The sequence below is a fragment of the Microterricola pindariensis genome, assembly GCF_002936985.1.
Lineage (GTDB): Bacteria > Actinomycetota > Actinomycetes > Actinomycetales > Microbacteriaceae > Microterricola > Microterricola pindariensis.
This window is the reverse complement of sequence record NZ_MPZN01000002.1, coordinates 112,860-135,696: the sequence shown is the minus strand read 5'-3', so window position 1 is coordinate 135,696 and position 22,837 is coordinate 112,860. Positions and strand designations below refer to the sequence as shown.

The following is a 22,837-nucleotide window of genomic DNA, read 5'->3' as shown; positions in this document are numbered from 1 at the left end:
GGTGTCTGCCTGCCTTCCGCTGGCTTGTCGCTCTGCCGCTGCCTAGCGGGCTGCGCGCGCGAGCTTGCGCGCGCTGTTGTTCGTGACGATGGCCGAGGTGTCGCTGAGGTCGAGCTTGGAGTTCTCGGATGCCAGCAGCACACAGATCGCGCTGATCACGCAGGCGGCGATCAGGTAGATCACGGCGGGCCAGTACGAGCCGAGGAAGACCGAGGTCAGCGCGACGGCGATCGCGGGGGTCGGGGCGCCACCGATCAGGGCGGAGCTCTGGTAGACGACGCCGAGGCCGGTGTAGCGCATGCGAGTGCCGAACATCTCGGCGAAGAATGCTCCCTGGATGGAGAACATCATGCCGGTTCCGACCGCGTGCAGGGCCACGATGATCAACCAGGTGCTGAGCGGCTGGTTGAGCTGGAGGATCGGGAAGTAGAACAGCGCTCCGACGCCGCAGATGACGATGCCGGCCAGGTAGATCGGGCGACGACCGATACGGTCGGACCAGCTGCCGAAGAACGGCAGCAGCACCATCTGCACGCCGGCCGAGATCGTGAAGCCGACCAGGATCAGGGTGCTCGGCAGGCCGAGGTAGGTGGTCGTGAAGGAGATCGCGAACACGTTGATGATGTTGTAGGTCACGGCGTCGGCCATGCGGGCGCCGATGCCGAGGAGCAGGTTCTTCCAGCCCTCGCGGATCAGCGCGAAGAACGGAACGGATCGCACCTCGTCCTTGTCGGCCTCGAAGGCCGGCGTCTCCGGCAGCGAACGACGGATGACGAAGGCGAGCAGAACGAAGACGCCGCTGAGCAGGAACGGCACGCGCCAGCCCCACGAGAAGAAGTCGTCCTCGGGGAGCAGCTGCATCAGGCTGAACACGCCTGTCGAGACCAGGAGTCCGGCCGGGGTACCCATCTGGTGGAAGCTGCCCATGAGGCCGCGCTTACCCGTGGGCGCGTTCTCGAGGGCAACGAGGGAGCCGCCGCCGAACTCACCGCCGATGCCAAAGCCCTGCAGCAGGCGTGCGAGCAGAAGCAGCACGACCGACAACACACCGAGCTGCTCGTAGCCGGGCAGCAGGCCAATGACGAAGGTGCAGATACCAATGATCAGCACCGTCATGATCAGCATCTTCTTGCGGCCCAGCTTGTCGCCGAAGTGGCCGAACACGATGGCGCCGAGCGGGCGCATCAGGAAGCCGGCCGCGAAACTGCCGAACGACATCAGCAGTGCAACGGTCGGGTCTGACTCGGGGAAGAAGATGCGGGGGAACACGAGCGCGGCAGCGATGCCGTACAGGTAGAAGTCGTACCACTCGATGAATGCGCCGGCGAATGCTGCGGCGACGGCCTTCTTGGGCGAGGCGGGGATGGCGGCCGCAGGTGCAGCTGCGGTTGCCACGGACGTGGGGGAAGTCATGGGGGCCCTTCTTTGGACGTGTTGCGCTCAAATGAGCGCAGCCATTTGCACATTAGTGATCGGTTCACTGTAGCCATCGGGAATGCATCGCGCAAACGTGAGGCGTATTTCGCACATATGAGCGGTAGAATGACAGCCCGAAGAGGAATGAGGCTCGAAGTGGCAACTCGCACACCCCCGAAACACCCCACCCATGATCCGTCACAGGTGCTGAGAGTTGCCCGCTCCTACTACCTCGACGACGAGTCGAAGGTGGCGATCGCCGAGCGTGAGCTGCTCAGCCGCTGGCAGGTCGCCCGCATCCTCGAAGACGCCCGCGCCTCCGGGCTGGTGCGCATCTCTGTCGGCGACCCGGCCGAGATCGATTCGGTCACCGGCGCGAAGATCACGAGCGCCCTCGGCCTGGCCGAGACCATCGTGGTCGGCCGCTCGCGCAAGCTCGGCCTGGAGCCCTCGCTGGACAGCGTCGGCGAGGCGCTGGCGCGCTACCTCAGCGCGACCGTGCTCGAGGGGGATGCCGTCGGGCTCACCTGGAGTCGCGCGATCGAGTCGATGGCCGCCCACCTCGACCACCTCGCGCCGTGCGATGTCGTGCAGCTGGCCGGAGCGCTCACCCTCACCGGAAACCGCATGGGTTCCGTCGAGATCATCCGCCACGTCGCCCGACTCGCCCACGGCACCGCCTACCCGATCTACGCCCCCCTGGTGGTGGAGAGCCCCGACATCCGGCGTGCGCTGGAGCAGCAGGCCGAGATCGCCGCCTGCCTGAAGCGGGCAGCAGACCTCAGCATTGCCGTCGTCTCGGTCGGCACGTGGTCGGAGGAGGGCTCCTCGCTCTACCCCCTCGTCCCGGCGAAGCTGGCACAGCAGGCCGCGGCGGCCGGCGCGGTCGGCGAGATCAGCGGCCGCGTCTTCACCGGCGACGGCGCACTCGCACTCGCCGCCCTCGACGACCGGGTGCTGGGCATCTCGGCCGAGCAGTTGCGCGCCGTTCCGCACATCGTGGCCACCAGCTACGGTGCCCACCGCGTCGACGCGACCATCGCGGCCGCCCGCGCCGGCTACGCGCACACGCTGATCATCGACAGCGCACTCGCCGACGCCATCACCGAGAAGCTGGGGCTCTGATGAGCGTGGGCGACGCGCACGGCGGCTCGTGCTGCGCCCCACAGGGCCGGAAGGGTTTGCCCCTCTCCCCCCGCGCAGCCTCGCCCGGCACAGAATCGGGCAAGCCGGGCAACCCCGGGCATGCGATCGCGCAGGCGCTCGTTCCGGCCCAGACCTTCTCCATGGGCGACCACCAGGGCGTCGGCTACCGCGCAGACGGCGAGCAGCCGGTGCACGCCGTGGCCCTCGACGCCTTCAGCATCGACGCGACCTCCGTGACGAATGATGCGTTCCGGGCCTTCGTCGAGGCCACCGGCTACCGCACGGAGGCCGAGACGTTCGGCTACTCCGCCGTCTTCCACCTCGCACTGGCCGCACCGCAGAAAGACATCGTCGGGCAGCCGCCGGCGACCCCGTGGTGGCTCGGCGTGCGCGGCGCCGATTGGCAGCACCCGGGCGGCAGCGACTCCGACCTGAGCGGCCTCGGCGACCACCCCGTCGTGCACGTGAGCTGGAACGACGCCGCGGCCTACTGCCGCTGGGCCGGCCGCGCGCTGCCCAGTGAGGCACAGTGGGAGGCGGCGTCCCGGGGCGGCCTCGACGGGGCGCGCTACCCGTGGGGCAACGAGCGCGAGGACTGGCGGATGAACATCTGGCAGGGCACCTTCCCCACCGTGAACACGCTGGATGACGGTTGGCTCACCACCGCCCCGGTGCGCAGCTTCACCCCCAACGCCTACGGGCTCTGGCAGAGCGTCGGCAACGTCTGGGAGTGGTGCGCGGACTGGTTCGACCCCGGGTACTACGCCGCCTCGCCGAGCGAGAACCCGCGCGGCCCGGATTCTGGCGCGCTGCGCGTCATGCGCGGTGGGTCGTTCCTCTGCCACGACTCGTACTGCAATCGGTACCGCAACGCGGCCCGCTCGTCGAACACTCCGGACTCGTCGATGTCCAACGCCGGATTCCGCACCGTCGCCCTTCTCGCCCCGCCGGTCGCCACGTAGGCACGGCTGCGGTTGGTTGGCTTCGGTCGCACGCTCCCTCGAGCCAACGGGGAATGCGAAAACCCGCCGGTTGAGCGAACCCGGCGGGGATGCAACGAGGCCCGGCTTCCCGCGGGAAGCCGGGCCTCGTGCGCGGTCCCGATACGCTCGTTCCTCGCTACTCGACCAGCGAGTTCTGCTAGAGCACCTTGGAGAGGAACGCCTTGGTGCGCTGGTGCTGCGGGTTGGCGAGCACCTCGCGCGGGTCGCCGGCCTCGACGACGACGCCGCCGTCCATGAACACCAGGGTGTCGGCCACCTCGCGGGCGAAGCCCATCTCGTGGGTGACGACGATCATGGTCATGCCCGACTTGGCGAGCTCCTTCATGACGTCGAGCACCTCGCCGACGAGCTCGGGGTCGAGCGCGCTGGTCGGCTCATCGAACAGCATGAGCTTGGGGTCCATGGCGAGTGCGCGCGCGATGGCCACGCGCTGCTGCTGGCCGCCCGAGAGGTGCGCCGGGTAGTAGTCGGCGCGGTCGGCGAGACCGACGCGGTCCAGCAGCTCGCGGGCGCGCTTCTCGACCACCGCCTTCTTCTGGCCCTTGACCCGGATCGGCGCCTCCATGATGTTCTCGATCGCCGTCATGTGCGGGAACAGGTTGAAGCGCTGGAACACCATGCCGATGTCGCGGCGCTGCTTGGCGGCCTCCTTGGGGTGCAGCTCGTAGAGCTTGTCACCCGACTCGCGGAACCCGACGAGCTGGCCGTCGACGCTGAGCCGCCCGGAGGAGAGCACCTCGAGGTGGTTGATGCAGCGCAGGAAGGTGGACTTGCCGGAGCCGCTGGGCCCGACGAGGCAGAGCACCTCGCCGTGCTTGACCTCGAGGGAGATCGACTTGAGCACCTCGTTGGAGCCGAAGCTCTTCGAGACGGCCTCGGCGACGACCATCGGCGCCGCGGGGGTGGCGGGTGCAGCAGACGTGTTGCCGCCGCTCAGGGTGTCGCTCATGAGCGGGTTCCTCCGTGTCCGGGGTCGATCGGCTGGTCGCCGGCATCCGCGCCCTGGACAGGGGCGGCGCCGGTGATGACGGTGGGCTGGTTGCCGCCGATGACGGGCAGGGTTCCGGTGGCCGTCGTGCCGCGGTCGGGGCGGCGGTCGCCGACGCCGCGAGCGAAGTAGCGCTCGAGGAAGTACTGGCCGACCATGAGCACCGAGGTGAAGGCGAGGTACCAGATGGATGCCACGATGAGCAGCGGGATCGGGTTGAACGTCTCGGCCGAGATGTCGCGGGTGCGACTGTACAACTCGGTGGAGAGCGGCACGGCCGTGACCAGCGAGGTGGTCTTCAGCATCGAGATGACCTCGTTGCCGGTCGGCGGGATGATCACGCGCATGGCCTGCGGCAGGATCACCCGGCGCATGGTCTGGAACCAGCCCATGCCGAGCGCGGTGGCCGCCTCCTCCTGACCCTTGTCAACGGAGAGCAGGCCGGCGCGCACGATCTCGGCCATGTACGCGGCCTCGTTGAGGGCGAGTCCGATCACGGCGAGCCAGAAGGCGCCGATCAGGTCGTTGGTGCTGAAGGTCACCCACGGCTCGCTGAACGGGAGGCCGATGTCGATCGTCTTGTAGATGATCGCAATGAGGCCCCAGAACACGAGCTGCACGTAGACCGGGGTGCCGCGGAAGATCCAGAGGTAGAACCAGGCGACGCCCTTGACCACGGGGTTCGGCGAGAGGCGCATGATCGCCAGCGACACACCGAGGATGATCGCGAAGAACATCGCGAGCACGGTGAGCTCGAGGGTGACGAGCGCCGCCGCCGAGACGCGGCTGTCGAAGAGGTACTTGCCCACGGAGGGCCAGTCGTAGGCCGGGCGCTGTGCCGCGTCGATGACGAAGAGCGCGAAGATCACGACGAGCACCACGGCGAAGGTGTTGCGCCAGGGGTGCTTCAGGCGGATGGCTTTGAGGGCGGAGGCGCCGCCAACGCCGTTCGGCGGCAGGGAATCCCCTGCCGCCGAACGGTGTGGTTCAGATGTTGTCATGAGTTATTTCTTTAGGAGGTTGCGACGTTGATGGTGATCGTGCTGATGCCGCCGTCCGAGACGCCCCAGCCATCGAGGATCTTCTTGTAGCTGCCGTCGTCGACCATCGACTGGAGGGCGGCCTGCACGGCTTCGGCCATGCCGGAGTCCTTCGCGACGACGACACCGTACGGGGCGACGTCGAAGGTCTCGCCCGCGAGCTGGAGTGCGTCGCCGGTCTGGGAGATTGCGTAGAGGGTGACGGGCGAGTCGGCGCTCATCGCGTCGACCTGGCCAAGCTTGACGGCGTTCGTCGCGGCATCCTGCGTGTCGAACTGCTTCTTGTCGATGGGCGCCTTGCCGGCAGCGACACAGGCCTCGCTCTTGGCGGGAACCTCGTCGGTGTCCTCGAAGGTGGTGGCCTGCACGGCGACCTTGAGGCCACAGGCGTTGTCGGGGTCGACGTCATTGCCCTTGGCCGAGGCCCACTGGATGCCGGCGTTGAAGTAGTTGACGAAGTCGACCTGCTTCATCCGCTCCTCGGTGATGGTGAAGCTGGACATGCCGATGTCGGCCTTGCCACCGGTGACACTCGGGATGATGTTGTCGAACTTGGAGACCTGGAACTCGGGGGTCAGCCCGAGCTTGGCGGCGATGCCCTCTGCCAGCTCCGCACCCCAGCCGATCGGGTTGCCGTCGGCGTCCTTGAACTCGTTGGGCGCGTAGGTCGGGTCGATGCCGATGATGAGCTTGCCATTGTCGCCGACGCCCTCTGGCAGCAGCGCCGCGGCTGCGTCGTCCTTGGCGATGGCCGGAGCGCTCTCGCTGCCACCCGTGCTCGGGCTGGAGTTGTCTACACAGCCAGAGAGCAGCAGCACGGCTGCGGCTGCGAGGGCGGGAACGGCGTAACGAAGTCTCATTGCGGAATCCTCTGCTCTAGGGTCGGTCCCCACATCGTTGTGGACGTGACCTTTTCTCGGGTGAGTTTGAGCATAGTGCACGAGGAACTCAGCGATTCGCTGCGGGGATAACGTTTTGGGCGCACATAAGAAGGCGCGATATGTGCAGTTCCGCGCAATTTACATGCGAATGACCCCGGGTCAGCGAACTTTTATTGCGTATCGGCGCGAATGCCAGCACCGATCGCGATGCGCCCTCGGCGCTGGATTCGCGCCGCCCGTTATGCGGACGCCGGCCCGGTCGCCACCGGCAGCTCGGCGCGGTTCGCCCACGCCGACCACGAGCCGGGGAACAGTGCGGGCGTGAATCCGGCGAGGGTGAGCGCCAGTGCGTCATGGGCGGCGGTGATGCCGGAGCCGCAGTACACGCCGACGGGCGCGGCATCCGTCACCCCGAGCGCCTCGTAGCGCTCGCGCAGCGCCGCGGCCTCGAGGAATCGGCCCTCGCCGTCGAGGTTGCCGGCGGTCGGCGCGCTCAGCGCACCGGGGATGTGCCCGGCGCGGGGGTCGATCGGCTCGACGTCGCCGCGGTAGCGCTCGGCGGCGCGGGCATCCAGCAGCACGCCGGAATCTGGCAGCGCCCCCGCCTGCTCGATCGTGAGCACGGGCAAGCCGCCGGGCGCCACGGTCAGGGTGCCCGGCGCGGGCGCATTGGCGGCGGGCGCGGTCGTCGCGAGCGGATGCCCGGCGGCCAGCCAGGCGGGCAGCGCGCCGTCGAGCACGCGCACATCGGAGACGCCGGCGTAGCGCAGCAGCCACCAGGCGCGCACGGCGGCATGGCTGCGCCAGTCGTCGTAGACGACGACGGTGTCGCCGTCGTTCAGCCCCCAGCCGCGGGCCGCCGTCTGGAAGTCGGCCATGTCCGGCAGCGGGTGCCGCCCGTCGCGGGGCTCGCCGTGGCCGGCCAGCTCGGTGTCGAGGTCGACGTAGACGGCGCCGGGGATGTGGCCAGCGTCGAACAGCGGCCGGCCGGGCGGGCCGCCGAGGCTCCAGCGCACATCGAGCACCCGCACGTGGGTGCCGGCCGCGGCGTCCTGCAGCAGGGCGGCGAGCTCGTCGGCGGTCACGAGGGGGTGCGGCATCCGTCATTCTCCAATCGGGGCGGCTCCATCGACTTGGCCGACTAGCGGCCGAAGCGCACCCTCTGACACGCTATATCCTGCGACGACGATTGGCCGCCGCCTCCAAACCGGCTCGGTAGAATTGGGGAATCGTGAGCACCTACTCTGACCTCCTCAAAACGGCGGGCGTTGCGCGCATCATCACGGCCCAACTCGTGGCCCGCTTCCCGTTCGGGATGCTCTCGCTCGCGTTCCTGCTGCACGTGGAGCAGCAGACGGGCAGCTACGGAGCCGCCGGGCTCGTGCTCGCTGCCACCAGCGTCGGCCAGGCCATTGCCGGCCCGCTGACCAGCCGCCTCATGGGCCGCTGGGGAATGCGCCCCGTGCTCACGATCACCCTGGCGATCTGCGCGGCCATGGTCAGCACGATCGCTCTCGTGCCCATGTCGGTACCCCTCTACATGGTGGTCGGCGCGCTGGCCGGACTCAGCATGCCCCCGATCCAGCCGGCCGTGCGCACCATCTACCCGAAGATGGTCAACTCCCGGCAGCTCACTCCCCTGTTCTCGCTGGACGCCACCGCGCAGGAGATCATCTGGGTGGTCGGCCCCGTCGTCACCACGTTCGTCGCGACCCAGATCAGCACGGTGTGGGGCATCATGCTCGCCGTGATCTTCATGGTCGGCGGCGGCATCTGGTTCATCGTGCTGCCGGAACTCGGCCGGGTGCGCATCCCGCGCAGCAAGCGCAAGCTGGGTGCGGTGCTGCGCCGCCCGCCGGTGCTGCTGGCGACGGGCGTCGGGTTCCTGCTCGTCGGTGCCTGCGCCGCCGTGGAGGCCGCGGTCGTCGCGACCTTCGGCCACGGCGGGGCCGAGGCCGGCCTCGTGCTCGCGATCTTCTCCGTCGGCTCAATCGCCGGCGGCCTGGGGCTCGGCCACGTTCCGATCGGCCCGTGGTCGACGGCCCGCCGCATGCTCATCGTCTTCGTCGGCATGGGCCTCGCGGCCGTGGTGATGGTGCTCGTCAGCAGCGACATGGTCTTCTGGTGGCTCTCGGCGGCCCTGTTCGTGGCCGGCATCGGCATCGCCCCGGCCCTGGCCGTGCTGTTCGCCATGGTCTCGGCCAGCGTCAAGTTCAGCGACACCGCCGAGGCGTACGGCTGGGTCGGCACCGGCCAGCTCATCGGTGCGGCCCTCGGCTCGGCGGCTGCCGGCTTCCTGATCGACAGCAACGGCGCGGTCGGCGGTTTCTGGGCCGCCGCGCTCTTCGCCCTGGTCGGCTTCATCGTGCCGGTGCTCGCCAAGCGCCACCACCCGGACCTCCGCGGCCGCGATGCGAGCCCGCTCCCCGACACCGAGGCGATCCCGGTCCAGCCGACCTCCTAGCCGCTCCCCGCGACGACGGCACGCTGCGACGGCGCGCTGCGACGGCGCGCTGGCGGCGGATGCCGCGGGGCGGGCATGATGGTCGGGAGCGCGCGGCGAGGATGCCGTGCGGCGAACGCCGAGACGGAGCGATGATACGCGTGGGCACGACTGTTTTCGAGAGACGACGACCGGCGGCCTCCGTGGTCGAGCACGCGCTGACCGGCACCCGGCAGGCCGCGTTCTGGCTGGATGACGTGCAGCGCCCGCGCTACCCGGAGCTGCGCGGGGCGGTGACCGCCGACCTCGCCATCGTCGGCGGCGGCTACACCGGGCTGTGGGCGGCGGTGCTCGCCAAGCAGCGCAACCCGGACGCCCGCGTCGTGCTGCTGGAGGGCCAGCGGATCGGCTGGGCGGCGTCCGGCCGCAACGGCGGGTTCTGCGAGGCCAGCCTGACCCACGGCCGCGAGAACGGCGAGAGCCGCTGGCCGGAGGAGCTCGATGAGCTCGACCGGCTCGGCCTGGAGAACCTCGACGAGATCGAGGCGGCCAGCGCGGAGCTCGGCATGGACTTCGAGTTCGAGCGCAACGGCGCACTCGACATCGCCGTCGAGCCGCACCAGGTGGAGTGGCTGCGCGAGGCGGCGGCGGATGCCGCGGCGCGCGGGGACGACAGCGTCGAGCTGCTCGTGGGCGACGCGGCCAGGGCCGAGGTCAACTCCCCCACCTACTTGGCCGCGCTCTGGAACAAGCGCACCTCTGCCCTGCTGCACCCCGCCAAGCTGGCCCTCGAGCTGGCCAGGGTCGCCACCGAGATGGGCGTGCAGATCTTCGAGCACAGCCCGGTGCGCTCCCTCGACACCGACAAGGGCGCGGACGCGGGATCCGTCTCCCTGCGCACCGCACAGGGCGGCGTGCGCAGTCGCCAGACCGTGCTCGCCACCAACGTGTTCCCCTCCCTGCTCAAGCGCAACACCCTGATGACCGTGCCGGTCTACGACTACGCGCTGATGACCGAGCCGCTGAGCGATGCGCAGATGCGCGAGATCGGCTGGCAGAACCGGCAGGGCCTCGGCGATGTCGCCAATCAGTTCCACTACTACCGCCTCTCACGCGACAACCGGGTGCTGTTCGGCGGCTATGACGCCGTCTACCACTACGGCGGCCGGGTGCGGCAGAGCTACGAGGACAGGCCGGCGGCGTTCGAACTGCTCGCCAACCACTTCTTCACCACGTTCCCTCAGCTGGAGGGCACCCGGTTCACCCACAAGTGGGCGGGCGCCATCGACACCTGCACCCGCTTCTCGGCCTTCTACGGCACGGCGCGCGGCGGCCGCGTCGCCTACGCAGCCGGCTACACCGGGCTCGGGGTGGCGGCCACGCGCTTCGCCGCGAATGTGATGCTCGACAAGCTCGCCGGGCTGGAGACCGAGCGAACCCAGCTGCGCATGGTGCGGGAGCGCCCGCTGCCGTTCCCGCCGGAGCCGGCCGCCGCACTCGGCATCAACGCCACCCGCTGGGCGCTCGACCGCGCCGACCACAACGACGGCAAGCGCAACCTGCTGCTCAAGACGCTCGACGCGCTGGGTCTAGGATTCGACTCATGAGCATTCTGGTTCCCGGCATCGTCAACGATGCGACATCCATCGCCCTCACCCACGAAGCGGTCCCGGCCGAGCAGAGCATCGCCGGCAACCCGACGACCGGAGCGGTGGAGCTGGGCGAGTTCGGCGACGCGGAGATCGGCATCTGGGAGATGTCGGTCGGAACCATGAGCGATGTCGAGGTCGACGAGGTGTTCGTCGTGCTCTCCGGCCGTGCCACGGTCGAGCTCGAACCGGGCGGACCGGACGCCGAGACCATCGAGGTCTCCGCCGGCTCCGTCGTGCGCCTGGCCGGCGGGACGAACACGATCTGGACCGTCACCGAGACGCTGCGCAAGGTCTACATCAGCTAACCGGACGCGCCCAAGCCTCGTGCAGCCCCCGCTACCCGCCTAAGCTTGGGTGCAGTGCGCGTCGCGGCCCATCTCCCTGGTGGCGCGAGCGCCCCGAGAGAGGAACGCACGAGTATGTACGCAGTGGTCAACCCCGCTACCGGCGAGACGGTCACCAGCTATCCCACCCTCAGCGACGAGGGGCTGTCAGAGGCCATCGCCGCCGCGGATGCCGCGCACCGCGGGTGGTCACGCAACTCGAGCGTCGCCGAGCGGGCGGCTCTGATCCGCCGCGTCGGCGAACTGCACGTCGAGCGCCGCGACGCCCTCGCCGAGATCATCGTGCGCGAGATGGGCAAGCCGCTGGAGCAGGCGCTCGGAGAGGTCGACTTCAGCGCCGACATCTACGCCTACTACGCCGAGAACGCCGAGGCCCTGATGGCCGACGAGCAGATCACGCTGCGCGCCGGCGAGGGCTCCGCCCTCATCCGACGCCGCTCGCTCGGCGTGCTGCTCGGCATCATGCCGTGGAACTTCCCGTACTACCAGGTCGCCCGCTTCGCCGGCCCGAACCTGATCGTCGGCAACACGATCCTGCTCAAGCACGCCGAGCAGTGCCCGGAGTCGGCCGCGGCCATCGAGCAGATCTTCCTGGACGCCGGCTTCCCCGTCGGCGCCTACGTGAACATCTACGCCTCGCACGACCAGATCGCCACGGTCATCGCCGACCCGCGCGTGCAGGGTGTCTCGCTCACCGGCTCCGAGCGCGCGGGCGCCGCGGTCGCCGAGATCGCCGGCCGCCACCTCAAGAAGGTCGTGCTGGAGCTCGGTGGCTCCGACCCGTTCATCCTGCTCAGCACGGACGACCTCGACGCGACCGTCGAGGCGGCCGTGATGGCCCGCATCGACAACAACGGGCAGGCCTGCAACGCGGCCAAGCGCTTCATCGTGATCGATGAGCTGTACGACGCGTTCCTGGAGAAGTTCACCGCGGCGTTCACCTCCTTCGCCCCCGGCGACCCGCTGGCCGACGGCACCGTGCTCGGCCCGCTCTCCTCGGCGGCGGCCGCCACCACCCTGCAGAACCAGCTCGACCGCGCGCTCGCCCAGGGCGCGACGCTCGTGGCCGGCGGCCCGCGCAACGGCAACTTCTTCCCCGCGACGGTGCTCACCGACATCCACCCGACGAACGACGTCTACCACGAGGAGTTCTTCGGCCCGGTCGCGTCCGTCTTCCGCGTCGCCTCAGAGGAGGAGGCCGTCGAGCTGGCCAACGACACCCCGTTCGGCCTCGGCTCCTTCGTCTTCACGACCGACCCGGAGCAGGCAGCCCGCGTGGCCGACGGCATCGACGCCGGCATGGTGTTCGTGAACATCGTCGGCGCGGACGGCGCTGAGCTGCCCTTCGGCGGCGTCAAGCGTTCCGGCTCCGGCCGCGAGCTCGGCCGCTTCGGCGCCGACGAGTTCGTCAACAAGAAGATGATCCGCATCGGCTAGACCTGTAGCCGGTCTGCGGAGGCATGGCCCCGGGACGCCCGCGAACGCGGCGTGTCGGGGCCATTTCCGTGCCCGCATCCGCGAACTGGCTGCGGATGCCGCAGCGGCACGTCAGCGCTTGCGGTCCAGCTGCTCGTCAATCTGAGCCTTGCGGAGCTGCAGGATGCGGCCGAGCAGATCGGCCGGAACCGGCTGCTCCGCGCTGAAGCGCAGGGCGCTGATGCTGTGCGAGAAGTCGGCGAGCTCGTCGTCGAATGCCGGCAGCACGCTGCCGCTGAACGGGTACAGCGCCAGGTGCGCCTTGGTCTGCATGGCGGCGGCATAGCCCTTGCCGCGGTAGAGCAGCGTCGGCATGCCGTAGCTCATGCCTTCCGTGACATCCGGTGCCACCTCGCGGGCGATGTCGATGACCCGCTGCAGGGCGGCGCGGTCGGCTTCCGGTGCGATCCCGGCCAGGTACTCGGTGACGGTGCTCTCGGGCATCCCCCATGGTTGCACGCGGGTGGGGGTTTCGCGAGGTTGGCTTCGGTCGCAAGCTCCCTCGAGCCAACGTGAGGAGGGGCGCCCTCGAGCCAACGTGAGGAGGGGACGCCCTCGCGCCGACGGAGGAGGGCGTGACCTCGCGCCGACGGGGCGGCGACGGCATCCGGCAACGCAGAAGGGCCCGCCGCTTGCGCGACGGGCCCTTCGAATGAAGCGGTGAGACTAGATGGCGTTGACGTCCAGGGGGATGCCGGGGCCGAACGTGGTCGACACAGCGCCCTTCTGGATGTAGCGGCCCTTGGAGCTGGACGGCTTGAGGCGAACGATCTCCTCGAGAGCGGCCTTGATGTTCTCATCGAGCTGCTCGGCCGAGAAGGCCGCCTTGCCGACGACGAAGTGCACGTTGGAGTGCTTGTCGACGCGGAACTCGATCTTTCCACCCTTGATGTCGGAGACGGCCTTGGCCACATCCGGCGTCACGGTTCCGGTCTTCGGGTTCGGCATGAGGCCGCGCGGGCCGAGGACCTTACCGAGACGACCGACCTTGCCCATGAGCTCGGGGGTCGAGACAGCCGAGTCGAAAGCGGTGTAGCCAGCGGCCACCTTCTCGATCAGCTCGTCGCCACCGACCTCGTCGGCGCCGGCAGCGATAGCTGCCTCAGCCGCGGGGCCCGTTGCGAACACGATGACGCGAGCGGTCTTGCCGGTGCCGTGGGGCAGGATGACGGTGCCGCGCACCATCTGGTCTGCCTTGCGGGGGTCAACACCCAGCTTGAGGGCAACCTCAACCGTGCTGTTGAACTTGGCGGAACCGGTCTCCTTGGCAAGCGTGACTGCCTCGGTGGGGGTGTAGAACTTGTCGGCTTCGATCTTCTCGGCCGCGGCCCGGTAGGCCTTTGACTTCTGTGCCATGTTGTTCTCCTTGAGAGAATGTGGTCATCTGCGCCTGGCGGGCGCTGCCACGAGTGAAAGTTGGAGGGGGTTGGCCTTAGCCGACCGTGATGCCCATCGAGCGAGCGGTGCCCGCGATGATCTTGTCAGCGGCGTCGAGGTCGTTGGCGTTGAGGTCAACCATCTTCATCTCGGCGATCTCGCGCACCTGAGCGGGGCTGAGGTTTGCGACCTTGACGGTGTGGGGGGTACCCGAACCCTTGGCAACGCCTGCAGCCTTCTTGATGAGCTCCGCGGCGGGCGGGGTCTTCAGGATGAAGGTGAAGGAGCGGTCCTCGTACACGGTGATCTCAACGGGGATGACGTTGCCGCGCTGGGCCTCGGTCGCCGCGTTGTACGCCTTGCAGAACTCCATGATGTTCACGCCGTGCTGACCCAGGGCCGGGCCGATGGGCGGGGCCGGGTTTGCGGCGCCGGCCTTGATCTGAAGCTTGATCAGACCAGTAACCTTCTTCTTCGGTGCCATTGTTTTCTCTCTTTCTTATCGAACGCTCCGGAAGCCGGAGCACTCTCCCGTTCGCTCGGACGCTCCGAGCGACGGTGGGCTGGAAATCTGTGGGTTGCTCTGGTGTGGCTAGAGCTTGGTGACCTGGTCGAAGCTGAGCTCGACCGGCGTCTCACGCTCGAACAGGGAGACGAGCACGATGAGCTTGCCGCTCTCCGGCTTGATCTCGCTGATCGATCCGGGAAGACCCGCGAACGAGCCCTCCTTGATCGTGATGGTCTCGCCGATCTCGAAGTCGACCTCGGCCTGCAGCACGCGCTGCGCGCCCTTGACCGCGCCGCCCTTGCCGCCCTTGGCAGCCGGGACGTCCTTGATCTCGACGAGGCTCTTCAGCATGCCGAAGGCCTCTTCGAAACGCAGCGGCGTCGGGTTGTGCGCGTTGCCGACGAAGCCGGTCACACCGGGGGTGTGGCGCACGACAGACCAGCTGTCCTCGTTGAGGTCCATGCGCACCAGCACGTAGCCGGGGATGCGCACACGGGTGACCATCTTGCGCTGGCCGTTCTTGATCTCGACGACATCTTCCATCGGGACCTCGACCTGGTAGATGTAATCTTCCATGGCCATCGACGCCTTGCGGTTCTCGATGTTCTGCTTCACGCGGCGCTCGAAGCCGGCGTAGGAGTGGATGACGTACCACTTGCCCGGCAGGAAGCGGAGGTCCTGGCGGAACTCCTCGTACGGGTCTGCCTCGGCTTCTTCGTCCTCGACGGCCTCAACGGCGGCCTCGGCCTCATCGGCGGAATCAATGTCGAGTGCGTCGTCCACGACGGCGTCGGCCTCGGGGTCGCTCGACTCGACGAGCGCGTCGAGGGCGGCATCCAGATCGACCGCAACCTCGTTCTCATCGAGAACGTGTACGGCGATGTGCTCAGCGGGCTCGACAGACTCTTCGGCCTCGGCGAGGATGTTGCCCTCCTGGGCCTCGTCCTCCTCAGCGGACTGCTCTGCAGCGGTCGCCCAGTCGGCGTCTTCGTACTCAGTCTTAGACACTAAATCTCAATCCTTCGTGTATTGCGTTGTTCGCTGTTGCCGCTTGGTTTCCGTGATGCGCATCTGGGCGCATTCGCCGCGAAAACCGAATCCGGCATCCAGTGGAACTATCCCGCTGGAGTACCGAAGACCCACGTCACGCCGAGTGCGAACACCCAGTCCATGGCGTACACCAGAGCCATCATGATGGCGACGAACACCAGCACGACGCCGGTGTAGCTGAGCAGTTCCTTGCGGGTCGGGGTGACGACCTTCTTGAGCTCAGTCAGGACCTGCTTGATAAAGAGGCTGACCCGCGCGAAAGGTCCGCGCTTGATCTCGCGGTCTTTCTTGGCGTTCGCGACGACATCCTCACCGGGTTCGTCGATAACTTTTCGGGCCACCTGATTACACCTTTCGTGGGCCGGCGCATGCACACCGACTTGCAGGGCGGACAGGACTCGAACCTGCAACCTGCGGTTTTGGAGACCGCTGCTCTACCAATTGAGCCACCGCCCTAAGGGCTTGCCTTCAGTGTTACACCCGCATCTCTGCGAGCACCCCACTTGAGACATTCTACCGGTCTCGTCCGCCTGGCCCGCGCACTCCTCCGCACCCGAAACAGAGTTTCAGCACGAAAATAGGCGCAAAAAAGCTTGGCGGATTCAACAACCTCGACCAAGTGTAGGTCACAGCGGCGAGCCTGTAAAGCTGAGCGGATGCGGGCCCGTGGAGTACCGTTGATCACGGCCGTCTGGTAAAACGGGCCGAACTCCGGGCGGAAGAAAGGGGCGCGCCACCGGCGCAACGATGAAACGTCGTGACTTTCTGATCGGCTCCGCCTCGGCCATCACGCTGCTGGCGCTCACCGCCTGCACCCCGGCCCCGCCGAGCCCGACGCCAACCCCGACGCGCACTCCCGCGCCCCCACTGCCCACCGGCGTGCCCCAGCCGATCCGGCTGCAGCGCTCCAACTGGGGCACCGATCCCTTCGCGCGCGGCGCGTTCAGCTACCCCCGCGTCGACAACACCGACGAGCAGCGCGTGCAGCTGCGGCGCTCGCTCGACGACCGGTTGTTCTTCGCCGGCGAGGCCACGGCCAGCGACTTCCCGGGCACCGTACAGGGCGCCCAGGGCTCCGGCGTGCGTGCGGCGCTCGACATCTCGGATGTCGCGGAGCGCGGCGAGCGCATCGCGGTCATCGGCGCCGGCATCGCCGGGCTCACCGCCGCTCGGGCGCTGCGCGAGTCCGGCTTCGACGTCGTCGTGGTGGAGGCCCGCGATCGCCTCGGCGGCCGCATCCAGAGCATGGTCGACGACCACTGGCCCGTGCCCGTCGAGCTCGGCCCGCTCTTCCTCAGCGATTCCTCCAGCATGCTCGCCGGCCAGCTGGCCCTCGCCGGCGTCGGCACCCAGCCATTCGCCCGCACCCCCGAGGTGCGCACCGGCGCCGGCACCGTCGTCGGCCCGTCCGACACGGGCAGCAAGGCGCTCGCCTCGGCGGGCGAGTGGGCATCGGGCCACGAGCCGGACAGCTCCGTCGCCGAGGCGCTGACCGAGTCCGGCGTGGCTGCCGCGCTCGGCACCGAGCCCGACGCGAACGGGGTTGCCCCGATCGATTGGCTCGGGCACGAGCTCACCACCGTGCTGCAACCGGCGGCCGGGGCATCCGCAGACCTGGTCTCCGCCCAGCAGCTCGACCCGCTGCTGGCCAGGGCCGCGTCGATGACCGAGATCGTGACCGGTTCGGCGCAGGGCCTCGGCGGCCTGATCAGCTCGCTGGCCGACGGCCTCGATGTGCTGGTGGGCAGCCCCGTCGCGACCATCATGTGGGACGACACCGGTGTGAGCCTGCGCCTGGCGCACGGCGAATCGCTCCGCACCGACCGCGTGCTCGTGACAATCCCCCTCGGCGTGCTGCAACAGGACACCACGCTGTTCGAGCCCGCACTGCCCAGCTGGAAGCTCGACGCGATCGGCGAGCTCGGCATGGGCACGGTCGACACCGTCTGGCTGCAGTTCGACGAGGCGTTCTGGGCGACGGATGCCACGATGCTCAGCACGATCGGGCCGGTCATCGCGTCGGAGGATGGCACCACGCCGCCCACAACGGCATCCGATGAGCCATCCGGCGCGCTTCCCGACGCCACCCCGGTGCCGGAGCCGGAGCGCAGCCCCATCGCCTACTGGACCAACCTCTCCCCGCTCACCGGCTCGCCCGTGCTGGTCGGAACGATTGCCGCCGAGTTCGCGGCCGAGCTCGGAGCACTCTCCGACGAGGAGTTCAGCGCGCGGGTGCTGGCGGCACTTGCCCCGTTTGCTCCCGGAGCAGGCGCTCCCTGAGCTTCGTCGCCCGCGCCGTGATGCGGCGGCTGACCGCGACCAGCATCGCGGCGACACCGAGGAAGATGCCGAGCACGAGCAGGCAGTAGAAGGCGATCCCCAGCGCCCCGCCGACCTGCGCCGGGTCGAGGAAGAAGTACGGGTACCAGCCGACATCCGCCCCGCGGATCAGCGTGAAGATGAGCCACGCCACCGGGAACGGCAGCACCCAGCCGAGCGTCGACCACGGCATCGGGTCGCTGCGGGGGCTGATCACTGCATCGACGAACCAGCCCACCAGCGCCAGCGCGGGCACGACGAAGTGCAGCAGCGTGTCTGACCAGGGCACGTCGACCCGGTACGCCCGGGTCGAGGCCTGAGCGACGATCACGGCGAAGACGATGCCGGAGACCAGCAGGTAACACATCACCACCGTGCGCATGATGCTGAGCCAGTGCGGGTCGCGCTCGCGCAACAGGGCCGCGATGCCGCCCGCGATCAGCATGACGACGGCCAGCATCGCCGACTGGATGGTGAAGTAGCTGAAGAAGTTGTTCGTCGCGAAAGACGAGAAGCCGAGCACGTAGTTGAAGTTGCCGAACAGCGCGAGCAGCTCGAGGCCGGCCAGGGCGAGCCGGTACACGCCGAGCCCGACCCGCAACGGGCGCGGGCGCGCGGCGCCCCGCTCGAGCGCGCCGCCCTGGCCCGCCGAGGCCGCTTGTGGCGCCGCGGGAGTCTGTTGGCCCCGTGCGGGGGTGGCGGACTCGGGGGCACGGCGGTGCATGCCTCCACGCTACGCCGTGCCGGCTGTTGGGCCGATTCCGGGCCGGGCGTGCGCGGCATCCGCGACGGCGCAGGGTGTCACATGAGGCGCGGCGCATGGAGCACCGTTTAGGCTGTGACCGTGACCGAAACTACGCGTATCTCAGCCCGTATCGCCGCAATCGCCGAATCGGCGACCCTCAAGGTTGACGGCAAGGCCAAGGCCCTTCAGGCGGAGGGCCGCCCGGTGATCAGTTATGCCGCCGGCGAGCCCGACTTCGCCACCCCGGCGCACATCGTCGAGGCCGCGCTGGCCGCCGTGCGCGATCCCAAGAACTACCGCTACACCCCGGCCGCCGGACTGCCGGAGCTGCGCGAGGCGATTGCAGCGAAGACGCTGCGCGACTCGGGCCTCGAGGTCTCCCCCAGCCAGGTGATCGTCACCAACGGCGGCAAGCAGGCCGTCTACCAGGCGTTCCAGACGCTGCTCGACCCGGGCGACGAGGTTCTCGTGCCGACGCCGTACTGGACCACCTACCCCGAGGCCATCAAGCTGGCCGGTGGCCGCCAGGTCGACGTCTTCGCCGGCAGCGACCAGAACTACCTCGTCACCGTCGAGCAGCTGGAAGCGGCGCGCACCCCGCGCACCAAGGTGCTGCTCTTCGTCTCGCCGTCCAACCCGACCGGCTCCGTCTACTCCCCCGAGCAGACCAAGGCCATCGGCGAGTGGGCGCTGGAGAACGGCCTCTGGGTCATCAGCGACGAGATCTACCAGAACCTCACCTACGACGGCGTCAAGGCCGTCTCGATCGTCGAGGCCGTGCCGGAGCTCGCCGACCGCACCATCCTGGTCAACGGCGTCGCCAAGACCTACGCCATGACCGGCTGGCGCGTGGGCTGGATGGTCGGCCCTGCCGACGCCATCAAGGGCGCGGCCAACCTGCAGTCGCACCTGAGCTCGAACGTCTCCAACATCTCGCAGCGCGCCGCCATCGAGGCCCTGACCGGCCCGCAGGACGCCGTCACCGAGATGCGCACCGCCTTCGACCGCCGCCGCAAGCTGATCGTGTCGGAGCTGTCGAAGATCGAGGGCATGAACGTGCCGACGCCGGAGGGCGCCTTCTACGTGTACCCGGATGTCACCGGGCTGCTGAACCGGGAGTGGGCCGGCGTCACGCCGACCACCTCGCTCGAGCTGGCCGACCTGATCCTGGACAAGGCCGAGGTCGCCGTCGTGCCCGGTGAGGCGTTCGGCCCGAGCGGCTTCGTGCGCCTGAGCTACGCGCTCGGCGACGCCCCGCTGCTCGAGGGCGTGCAGCGCCTGCAGCGCCTCTTCGCCGTCTAGGCGGCGCCTCTCCTCCCCCTCCTCCCTCTCCTCCTTCATCGAGACTGCGCGACTTGTAGTTCACAGCCAGTTGAACTACAAGTCGCGCAGTCTCGAGGTGGTTGTGGGGCGGGGGTGGGATGCCGCGGCATCCGCGGCGCGGCGGTGACAACGAAAAGTGGGGCCAGATTCTTTGAATCTGGCCCCACTTGGTGTTGAGGCCCCGTGCGGGGCCCGAAACGCTAGCGGTATGCGGTCCAGGCCGTGGCCATCACGACGTTGGCAACGGTCAGGCCGGCCAGCGTCGGAATCACCCAGCGGGCGAGCGTCTCGCGGCGGCGATTGAGCAGCATGACGACGATGATCGCGAGCAGGACGGCCAGCTTCGCCGTGATCTTGACGTTGTTGACCTCGTTGCCGAGCGGGTACTGCAGGCCGACGAGCAGCACACCGGTGGCCAGCATCGTCCAGGCGCCGTGCCTGATCGCCGGGATGATGCGGGACTCGCCCCGCCGCGCGCCGGGCATCTGCACGAGCGCCCCGCCCAGCAGGCTCGCCACGCCGATGATGTGCACGGCGAGGATGATGTTCTTCAGGAGTTCCATGAGGACTGCCCCGTTCCCGATCCCATCGCTGCTGCGGAGAGCTCGCTGAGCTGGCCGTCGACCATCTCGAGCACACGGTCACAGTGACCGAGCACGTCGCGGTCGTGGGTGACCATCACAACCGCGACAGCGGAGCGCTTGGCCCGTTCGGCGAGGATCGCGACGACCTCCTGGCTCCGATCCCTGTCCAGGGCGGCCGTCGGCTCGTCGACGAGCAGCAGGGATGGGTTGTTCACGAGTGCGCGGGCGATGCCGACCCGTTGCCGCTCTCCGCCGGAGAGCTGCCCGGGCCGGTGGCCCGCCCGGTGCGCCATCCCCAGCTCGGCCAGCAGCGCCTCCGGCTCGACCACACGGTTGCCCGCCAGGCGCGCCACGAGCCGCAGCTGGTCTGCGGCGCTCAGCGCGGGGATCAGGTTGCCGGACTGGAAGACGAAGCCGATGTTCCGCAGGCGGAAGCGGGCCGCGGCAGCCCGGTTGAGGCTGGCCAGGTCGGTGCCGTGCACACGCACGGACCCGGAGTCCGGCTTGCCCAGCGCCCCCGCGATGGCGAGCAGAGAGGACTTGCCGGAGCCGGACGGGCCGACGACGGCCACGAACTCGCCGGGCTGCACGCGGAGCGAGACGGAGTCGAGCGCACGCACCCGGCCGTCGCCGTCACCCAGCTCGAGCACGGCGTCGGTGATCTCCAGCGCCGGGGTGCTCGTGGGGGCTGTGTTGGTGAGAGCAGTGTTCACGGTGTGTGTCGTCATCGTTGGCCTCCGAGGGCGGTGATCGGGTCGACGCGGGCAATTCGGAGCACCGCGACGGCGGCGCCCAGGAGCCCGAGTGCGATGGTGAGCAGCGAGGCGAAGGCCACGGGGGCCGCCTCCAGCTCGAAGGGCATGGCCTCCGGCATGATGGCGCCGAGGCCGACCCCTGCTGCAACGCCGATCGCGGTGAAGCCGACGAGGAGCATGGCGGCCTGGGCGAGTCCGTCCCGCAGCAGGTATCCGCTCGACGCGCCCACGGCGCGCAGCACGGCGATCTCGTGGGTGCGCTGGATGGTCCAGACGGTGAAGAAGGCCCCGACGACGAGCGCGCAGATGGCGTAGAGGAACACCTGGATCATGCTCAGCGTCAGAGTCTCCGCCTCGTAGCCCGGTGAGGCGTTGAAGGCCTCCGTGCGCAGCATCGTCATGGTGCCGGCTGCGTCGTCGCCCGCCTCGATGTCGATCGAGGAGCCTGCGGCGGCCCGGAGTGCCACGACGCTGGAGTACGGGTAGTCGGCGGCCAGTACCGTGGCCTCTGTCGGCACACCGGGCGTGGCCGTGTTCGACGCGATCAGACGCCACGTGCCGATCGGCAGATAGGCGACATCGACGTGGCCGAAGGTCGCCTGCCCGGCGGTGAAGCCCACGACGGTGAGATCGAGCCCGACTCGGTCCAGGGTGACGACACTGCCGACCTCGAGCCCGGCGGCCCGCGCGGTCTCAGAGACGACGATGCCGTCCGGCGCGCCGAGGCCACTCCCCTCCGAGAGCTCAGGGGCGAGGAACCCGCTGGGCTCGACGCCGAAGAGTGTGAGGTCGACCTGCGTGCCCTGATCACTCGTCCCGTTGACGATGCTCACACCCATCGGCTCAGCCGACTCGATGCCCTCGGCCTGCGCCCAGTACTCGAGTTGCTCGTCATCGACGAGGGAACGGCTGAAGGCGTTGTCCGTCATGGTGCCCTCGTCGAAGGCGAACGCCGTGGCCGGCATCGACTTCAGGCCAGAGACCCCGTCGTTGACGAGGCCGGTCGAGAGGCCGGACAGCAGCACCACGAGAACAGCGATCAGCGCGATCACGATTCCCATGAGTGCGAAGCGCCCTCTGGCGAACCTGAGTTCGCGCAGCGCTAGGAACATGGAGACTCCTTGGGGGTCAGAACACTCCGACAGTGTGTCGGCAAGATACCGACAGTCTGTCACCAAGAAGCCTGGGCCTCCAAATCAGCGCCTCAGACGAGAAGCCCCCGGGTGAGGAGCGCCATGACCTTGGCGGTGACGTCGTCGGCCGACATCCCGTGGGTCACCAGCTGGACGCCCGTGTTGAGCAGCCCCTGCACCAGGTAGGCCTGGGCCGCGGCATCCGGGACGCCGAGATCCTCCAGCACCGTGCGCACCGGCTCCAGCAGCGCATCATGGAGCGCCTTGATGTCCTCCTGCTTGCTCGGGGAGAGCTCCTCGCCACGCAGTTCGGCGGCGATGGCGTGCCGGCCGTCCGCCGTCATCCGCATCGTGGCGGCCACATAGGCGGTGAGCCTGTCGATGCCCGGCTCGGTGCCGCGCAGGGCCTCATCGATCTCGGCACCCCACTCGTCGAACGCGCGCATGGCGACGGCCGCGAGCAGGTCGTCCTTGGAGGGGAAGTAGTCGTAGAAGCTGGAGCGGGCCAGGCCCGCCCGCTCGCCGACCGTCCGCGGGTTCACGCCGGCGACACCGCCCTCGAGCAGCAGCGCCTCGGCGGCCGACAGGAGTGCGGCGCGCTGGGCGCTGCGGTGTTCGGCGACCGTCGGCTTGGATATCTTCGGCATCCGCCC

General features: G+C 68.8%; 23 protein-coding genes and 1 tRNA gene. 8 read left to right on the top strand and 16 right to left on the bottom strand.

The window, feature by feature from the left end; all coding sequences use genetic code 11:
- Positions 1-42 precede the first annotated feature (42 nt).
- Positions 43-1,413 carry an MFS transporter gene (locus GY24_RS01350; protein ID WP_104474008.1) on the bottom strand — a complete coding sequence of 457 codons (1,371 nt, stop codon included), beginning with the start codon at positions 1,411-1,413 and terminating at the stop codon, positions 43-45.
- Between the two features lie 159 nt (positions 1,414-1,572).
- Here GY24_RS01350 and GY24_RS01345 point away from each other — a divergent pair, with 159 nt between their 5' ends.
- Together GY24_RS01345 and GY24_RS01340 are read left to right on the top strand one after the other, a co-directional pair.
- Positions 1,573-2,541, top strand: a complete 969-nt coding sequence (locus GY24_RS01345) for a sugar-binding transcriptional regulator (RefSeq protein ID WP_161498656.1) — start codon at positions 1,573-1,575, stop codon at positions 2,539-2,541.
- Positions 2,541-3,524 (top strand): formylglycine-generating enzyme family protein, encoded by a 984-nt coding sequence (locus tag GY24_RS01340; RefSeq protein ID WP_104474006.1) that lies wholly within the window; start codon positions 2,541-2,543, stop codon positions 3,522-3,524. Before GY24_RS01345 ends, GY24_RS01340 begins: the two co-directional genes overlap by 1 nt.
- A gap of 178 nt (positions 3,525-3,702) precedes the next feature.
- On the opposite strand, the gene GY24_RS01335 is transcribed toward GY24_RS01340, so the two are convergent.
- The 4 genes from GY24_RS01335 to GY24_RS01320 all read right to left on the bottom strand — a co-directional run bounded on the left by GY24_RS01335 (position 3,703) and on the right by GY24_RS01320 (position 7,575).
- Complete coding sequence (locus tag GY24_RS01335; protein ID WP_133161079.1) at positions 3,703-4,455, bottom strand: amino acid ABC transporter ATP-binding protein; 753 nt, start codon at positions 4,453-4,455, stop codon at positions 3,703-3,705.
- Between the two features lie 56 nt (positions 4,456-4,511).
- Complete coding sequence (locus GY24_RS01330) at positions 4,512-5,555, bottom strand: amino acid ABC transporter permease (RefSeq protein WP_083362220.1); 1,044 nt, start codon at positions 5,553-5,555, stop codon at positions 4,512-4,514.
- 11 nt (positions 5,556-5,566) lie between these two features.
- Positions 5,567-6,454 (bottom strand): ABC transporter substrate-binding protein, encoded by an 888-nt coding sequence (locus GY24_RS01325; RefSeq protein WP_104474004.1) that lies wholly within the window; start codon positions 6,452-6,454, stop codon positions 5,567-5,569.
- 260 nt (positions 6,455-6,714) lie between these two features.
- Positions 6,715-7,575 carry a sulfurtransferase gene (locus GY24_RS01320; RefSeq protein WP_104474003.1) on the bottom strand — a complete coding sequence of 287 codons (861 nt, stop codon included), beginning with the start codon at positions 7,573-7,575 and terminating at the stop codon, positions 6,715-6,717.
- A gap of 131 nt (positions 7,576-7,706) precedes the next feature.
- Here GY24_RS01320 and GY24_RS01315 point away from each other — a divergent pair, with 131 nt between their 5' ends.
- The 4 genes from GY24_RS01315 to GY24_RS01300 all read left to right on the top strand — a co-directional run bounded on the left by GY24_RS01315 (position 7,707) and on the right by GY24_RS01300 (position 12,351).
- Entirely contained in the window at positions 7,707-8,939 is a 1,233-nt protein-coding gene (locus GY24_RS01315; RefSeq protein ID WP_104474002.1) for an MFS transporter, read from the top strand.
- Between the two features lie 140 nt (positions 8,940-9,079).
- On the top strand, positions 9,080-10,525 hold the full coding sequence (locus tag GY24_RS01310; protein ID WP_104474021.1) for an NAD(P)/FAD-dependent oxidoreductase: 1,446 nt from the start codon (positions 9,080-9,082) through the stop codon (positions 10,523-10,525).
- Entirely contained in the window at positions 10,522-10,875 is a 354-nt protein-coding gene (locus tag GY24_RS01305) for a cupin domain-containing protein (protein WP_104474001.1), read from the top strand. The genes GY24_RS01310 and GY24_RS01305 overlap by 4 nt, the downstream gene beginning before the upstream one ends.
- Before the next feature lie 114 nt (positions 10,876-10,989).
- On the top strand, positions 10,990-12,351 hold the full coding sequence (locus GY24_RS01300) for an NAD-dependent succinate-semialdehyde dehydrogenase (protein WP_104474000.1): 1,362 nt from the start codon (positions 10,990-10,992) through the stop codon (positions 12,349-12,351).
- Positions 12,352-12,462: 111 nt separating this feature from the next.
- On the opposite strand, the gene GY24_RS01295 is transcribed toward GY24_RS01300, so the two are convergent.
- The 6 genes from GY24_RS01295 to GY24_RS01270 all read right to left on the bottom strand — a co-directional run bounded on the left by GY24_RS01295 (position 12,463) and on the right by GY24_RS01270 (position 15,781).
- Complete coding sequence (locus GY24_RS01295; protein WP_104473999.1) at positions 12,463-12,834, bottom strand: iron chaperone; 372 nt, start codon at positions 12,832-12,834, stop codon at positions 12,463-12,465.
- 222 nt (positions 12,835-13,056) lie between these two features.
- Positions 13,057-13,746, bottom strand: coding sequence for a 50S ribosomal protein L1 (gene rplA / locus GY24_RS01290; protein WP_083362227.1), 690 nt, complete (start codon positions 13,744-13,746; stop codon positions 13,057-13,059).
- A 76-nt stretch (positions 13,747-13,822) separates the two neighbouring features.
- A complete protein-coding gene (rplK, locus tag GY24_RS01285) occupies positions 13,823-14,251 on the bottom strand; it encodes a 50S ribosomal protein L11 (RefSeq protein ID WP_083362228.1) in 429 nt (142 codons plus the stop codon).
- 108 nt (positions 14,252-14,359) lie between these two features.
- Complete coding sequence (nusG, locus tag GY24_RS01280; RefSeq protein ID WP_083362229.1) at positions 14,360-15,283, bottom strand: transcription termination/antitermination protein NusG; 924 nt, start codon at positions 15,281-15,283, stop codon at positions 14,360-14,362.
- Positions 15,284-15,390: 107 nt separating this feature from the next.
- Positions 15,391-15,666, bottom strand: coding sequence for a preprotein translocase subunit SecE (gene secE / locus GY24_RS01275; RefSeq protein WP_104473998.1), 276 nt, complete (start codon positions 15,664-15,666; stop codon positions 15,391-15,393).
- Positions 15,667-15,708: 42 nt separating this feature from the next.
- Positions 15,709-15,781: transfer RNA gene (locus GY24_RS01270), tRNA-Trp, on the bottom strand.
- A gap of 291 nt (positions 15,782-16,072) precedes the next feature.
- Between GY24_RS01270 and GY24_RS01265 the strand changes: the two genes are divergently transcribed.
- Positions 16,073-17,605 carry a flavin monoamine oxidase family protein gene (locus tag GY24_RS01265; protein ID WP_104473997.1) on the top strand — a complete coding sequence of 511 codons (1,533 nt, stop codon included), beginning with the start codon at positions 16,073-16,075 and terminating at the stop codon, positions 17,603-17,605.
- Here the strand turns inward: GY24_RS01265 and GY24_RS01260 are convergent.
- A complete protein-coding gene (locus GY24_RS01260) occupies positions 17,547-18,368 on the bottom strand; it encodes a Pr6Pr family membrane protein (protein ID WP_133161078.1) in 822 nt (273 codons plus the stop codon). The two genes, GY24_RS01265 and GY24_RS01260, sit on opposite strands and share 59 nt — an antisense overlap.
- A gap of 120 nt (positions 18,369-18,488) precedes the next feature.
- Here GY24_RS01260 and GY24_RS01255 point away from each other — a divergent pair, with 120 nt between their 5' ends.
- Positions 18,489-19,691, top strand: coding sequence for a pyridoxal phosphate-dependent aminotransferase (locus GY24_RS01255; protein ID WP_104474020.1), 1,203 nt, complete (start codon positions 18,489-18,491; stop codon positions 19,689-19,691).
- A gap of 221 nt (positions 19,692-19,912) precedes the next feature.
- On the opposite strand, the gene GY24_RS01250 is transcribed toward GY24_RS01255, so the two are convergent.
- The 4 genes from GY24_RS01250 to GY24_RS01235 form a co-directional block, all read right to left on the bottom strand.
- Positions 19,913-20,275 (bottom strand): hypothetical protein, encoded by a 363-nt coding sequence (locus GY24_RS01250; protein WP_104473995.1) that lies wholly within the window; start codon positions 20,273-20,275, stop codon positions 19,913-19,915.
- Positions 20,263-21,024, bottom strand: coding sequence for an ABC transporter ATP-binding protein (locus GY24_RS01245; RefSeq protein WP_104473994.1), 762 nt, complete (start codon positions 21,022-21,024; stop codon positions 20,263-20,265). The genes GY24_RS01250 and GY24_RS01245 overlap by 13 nt, the downstream gene beginning before the upstream one ends.
- A complete protein-coding gene (locus tag GY24_RS01240) occupies positions 21,021-22,112 on the bottom strand; it encodes an ABC transporter permease (protein ID WP_324778056.1) in 1,092 nt (363 codons plus the stop codon). The genes GY24_RS01245 and GY24_RS01240 overlap by 4 nt, the downstream gene beginning before the upstream one ends.
- Before the next feature lie 143 nt (positions 22,113-22,255).
- A complete protein-coding gene (locus GY24_RS01235) occupies positions 22,256-22,831 on the bottom strand; it encodes a TetR/AcrR family transcriptional regulator (RefSeq protein ID WP_104473992.1) in 576 nt (191 codons plus the stop codon).
- Positions 22,832-22,837: the final 6 nt, after the last annotated feature.

Excerpts from the sequence above, each read along its gene's own strand:
- rplA (WP_083362227.1), bottom strand. The coding sequence starts at position 13,746 with ATGGCACAGAAGTCAAAGGCCTACCGGGCCGCGGCCGAGAAGATCGAA.
- GY24_RS01235 (WP_104473992.1), bottom strand. The coding sequence starts at position 22,831 with ATGCCGAAGATATCCAAGCCGACGGTCGCCGAACACCGCAGCGCCCAG.
- rplK (WP_083362228.1), bottom strand. The coding sequence starts at position 14,251 with ATGGCACCGAAGAAGAAGGTTACTGGTCTGATCAAGCTTCAGATCAAG.
- GY24_RS01335 (WP_133161079.1), bottom strand. The coding sequence starts at position 4,455 with ATGGTCGTCGCCGAGGCCGTCTCGAAGAGCTTCGGCTCCAACGAGGTG.
- GY24_RS01265 (WP_104473997.1), top strand. The coding sequence starts at position 16,073 with ATGAAACGTCGTGACTTTCTGATCGGCTCCGCCTCGGCCATCACGCTG.
- GY24_RS01340 (WP_104474006.1), top strand. The coding sequence starts at position 2,541 with ATGAGCGTGGGCGACGCGCACGGCGGCTCGTGCTGCGCCCCACAGGGC.
- GY24_RS01245 (WP_104473994.1), bottom strand. The coding sequence starts at position 21,024 with ATGACGACACACACCGTGAACACTGCTCTCACCAACACAGCCCCCACG.
- GY24_RS01240 (WP_324778056.1), bottom strand. The coding sequence starts at position 22,112 with ATGGGAATCGTGATCGCGCTGATCGCTGTTCTCGTGGTGCTGCTGTCC.
- GY24_RS01320 (WP_104474003.1), bottom strand. The coding sequence starts at position 7,575 with ATGCCGCACCCCCTCGTGACCGCCGACGAGCTCGCCGCCCTGCTGCAG.
- GY24_RS01325 (WP_104474004.1), bottom strand. The coding sequence starts at position 6,454 with ATGAGACTTCGTTACGCCGTTCCCGCCCTCGCAGCCGCAGCCGTGCTG.
- GY24_RS01350 (WP_104474008.1), bottom strand. The coding sequence starts at position 1,413 with ATGACTTCCCCCACGTCCGTGGCAACCGCAGCTGCACCTGCGGCCGCC.
- GY24_RS01330 (WP_083362220.1), bottom strand. The coding sequence starts at position 5,555 with ATGACAACATCTGAACCACACCGTTCGGCGGCAGGGGATTCCCTGCCG.
- GY24_RS01305 (WP_104474001.1), top strand. The coding sequence starts at position 10,522 with ATGAGCATTCTGGTTCCCGGCATCGTCAACGATGCGACATCCATCGCC.
- GY24_RS01260 (WP_133161078.1), bottom strand. The coding sequence starts at position 18,368 with ATGCACCGCCGTGCCCCCGAGTCCGCCACCCCCGCACGGGGCCAACAG.
- GY24_RS01300 (WP_104474000.1), top strand. The coding sequence starts at position 10,990 with ATGTACGCAGTGGTCAACCCCGCTACCGGCGAGACGGTCACCAGCTAT.
- GY24_RS01250 (WP_104473995.1), bottom strand. The coding sequence starts at position 20,275 with ATGGAACTCCTGAAGAACATCATCCTCGCCGTGCACATCATCGGCGTG.
- GY24_RS01295 (WP_104473999.1), bottom strand. The coding sequence starts at position 12,834 with ATGCCCGAGAGCACCGTCACCGAGTACCTGGCCGGGATCGCACCGGAA.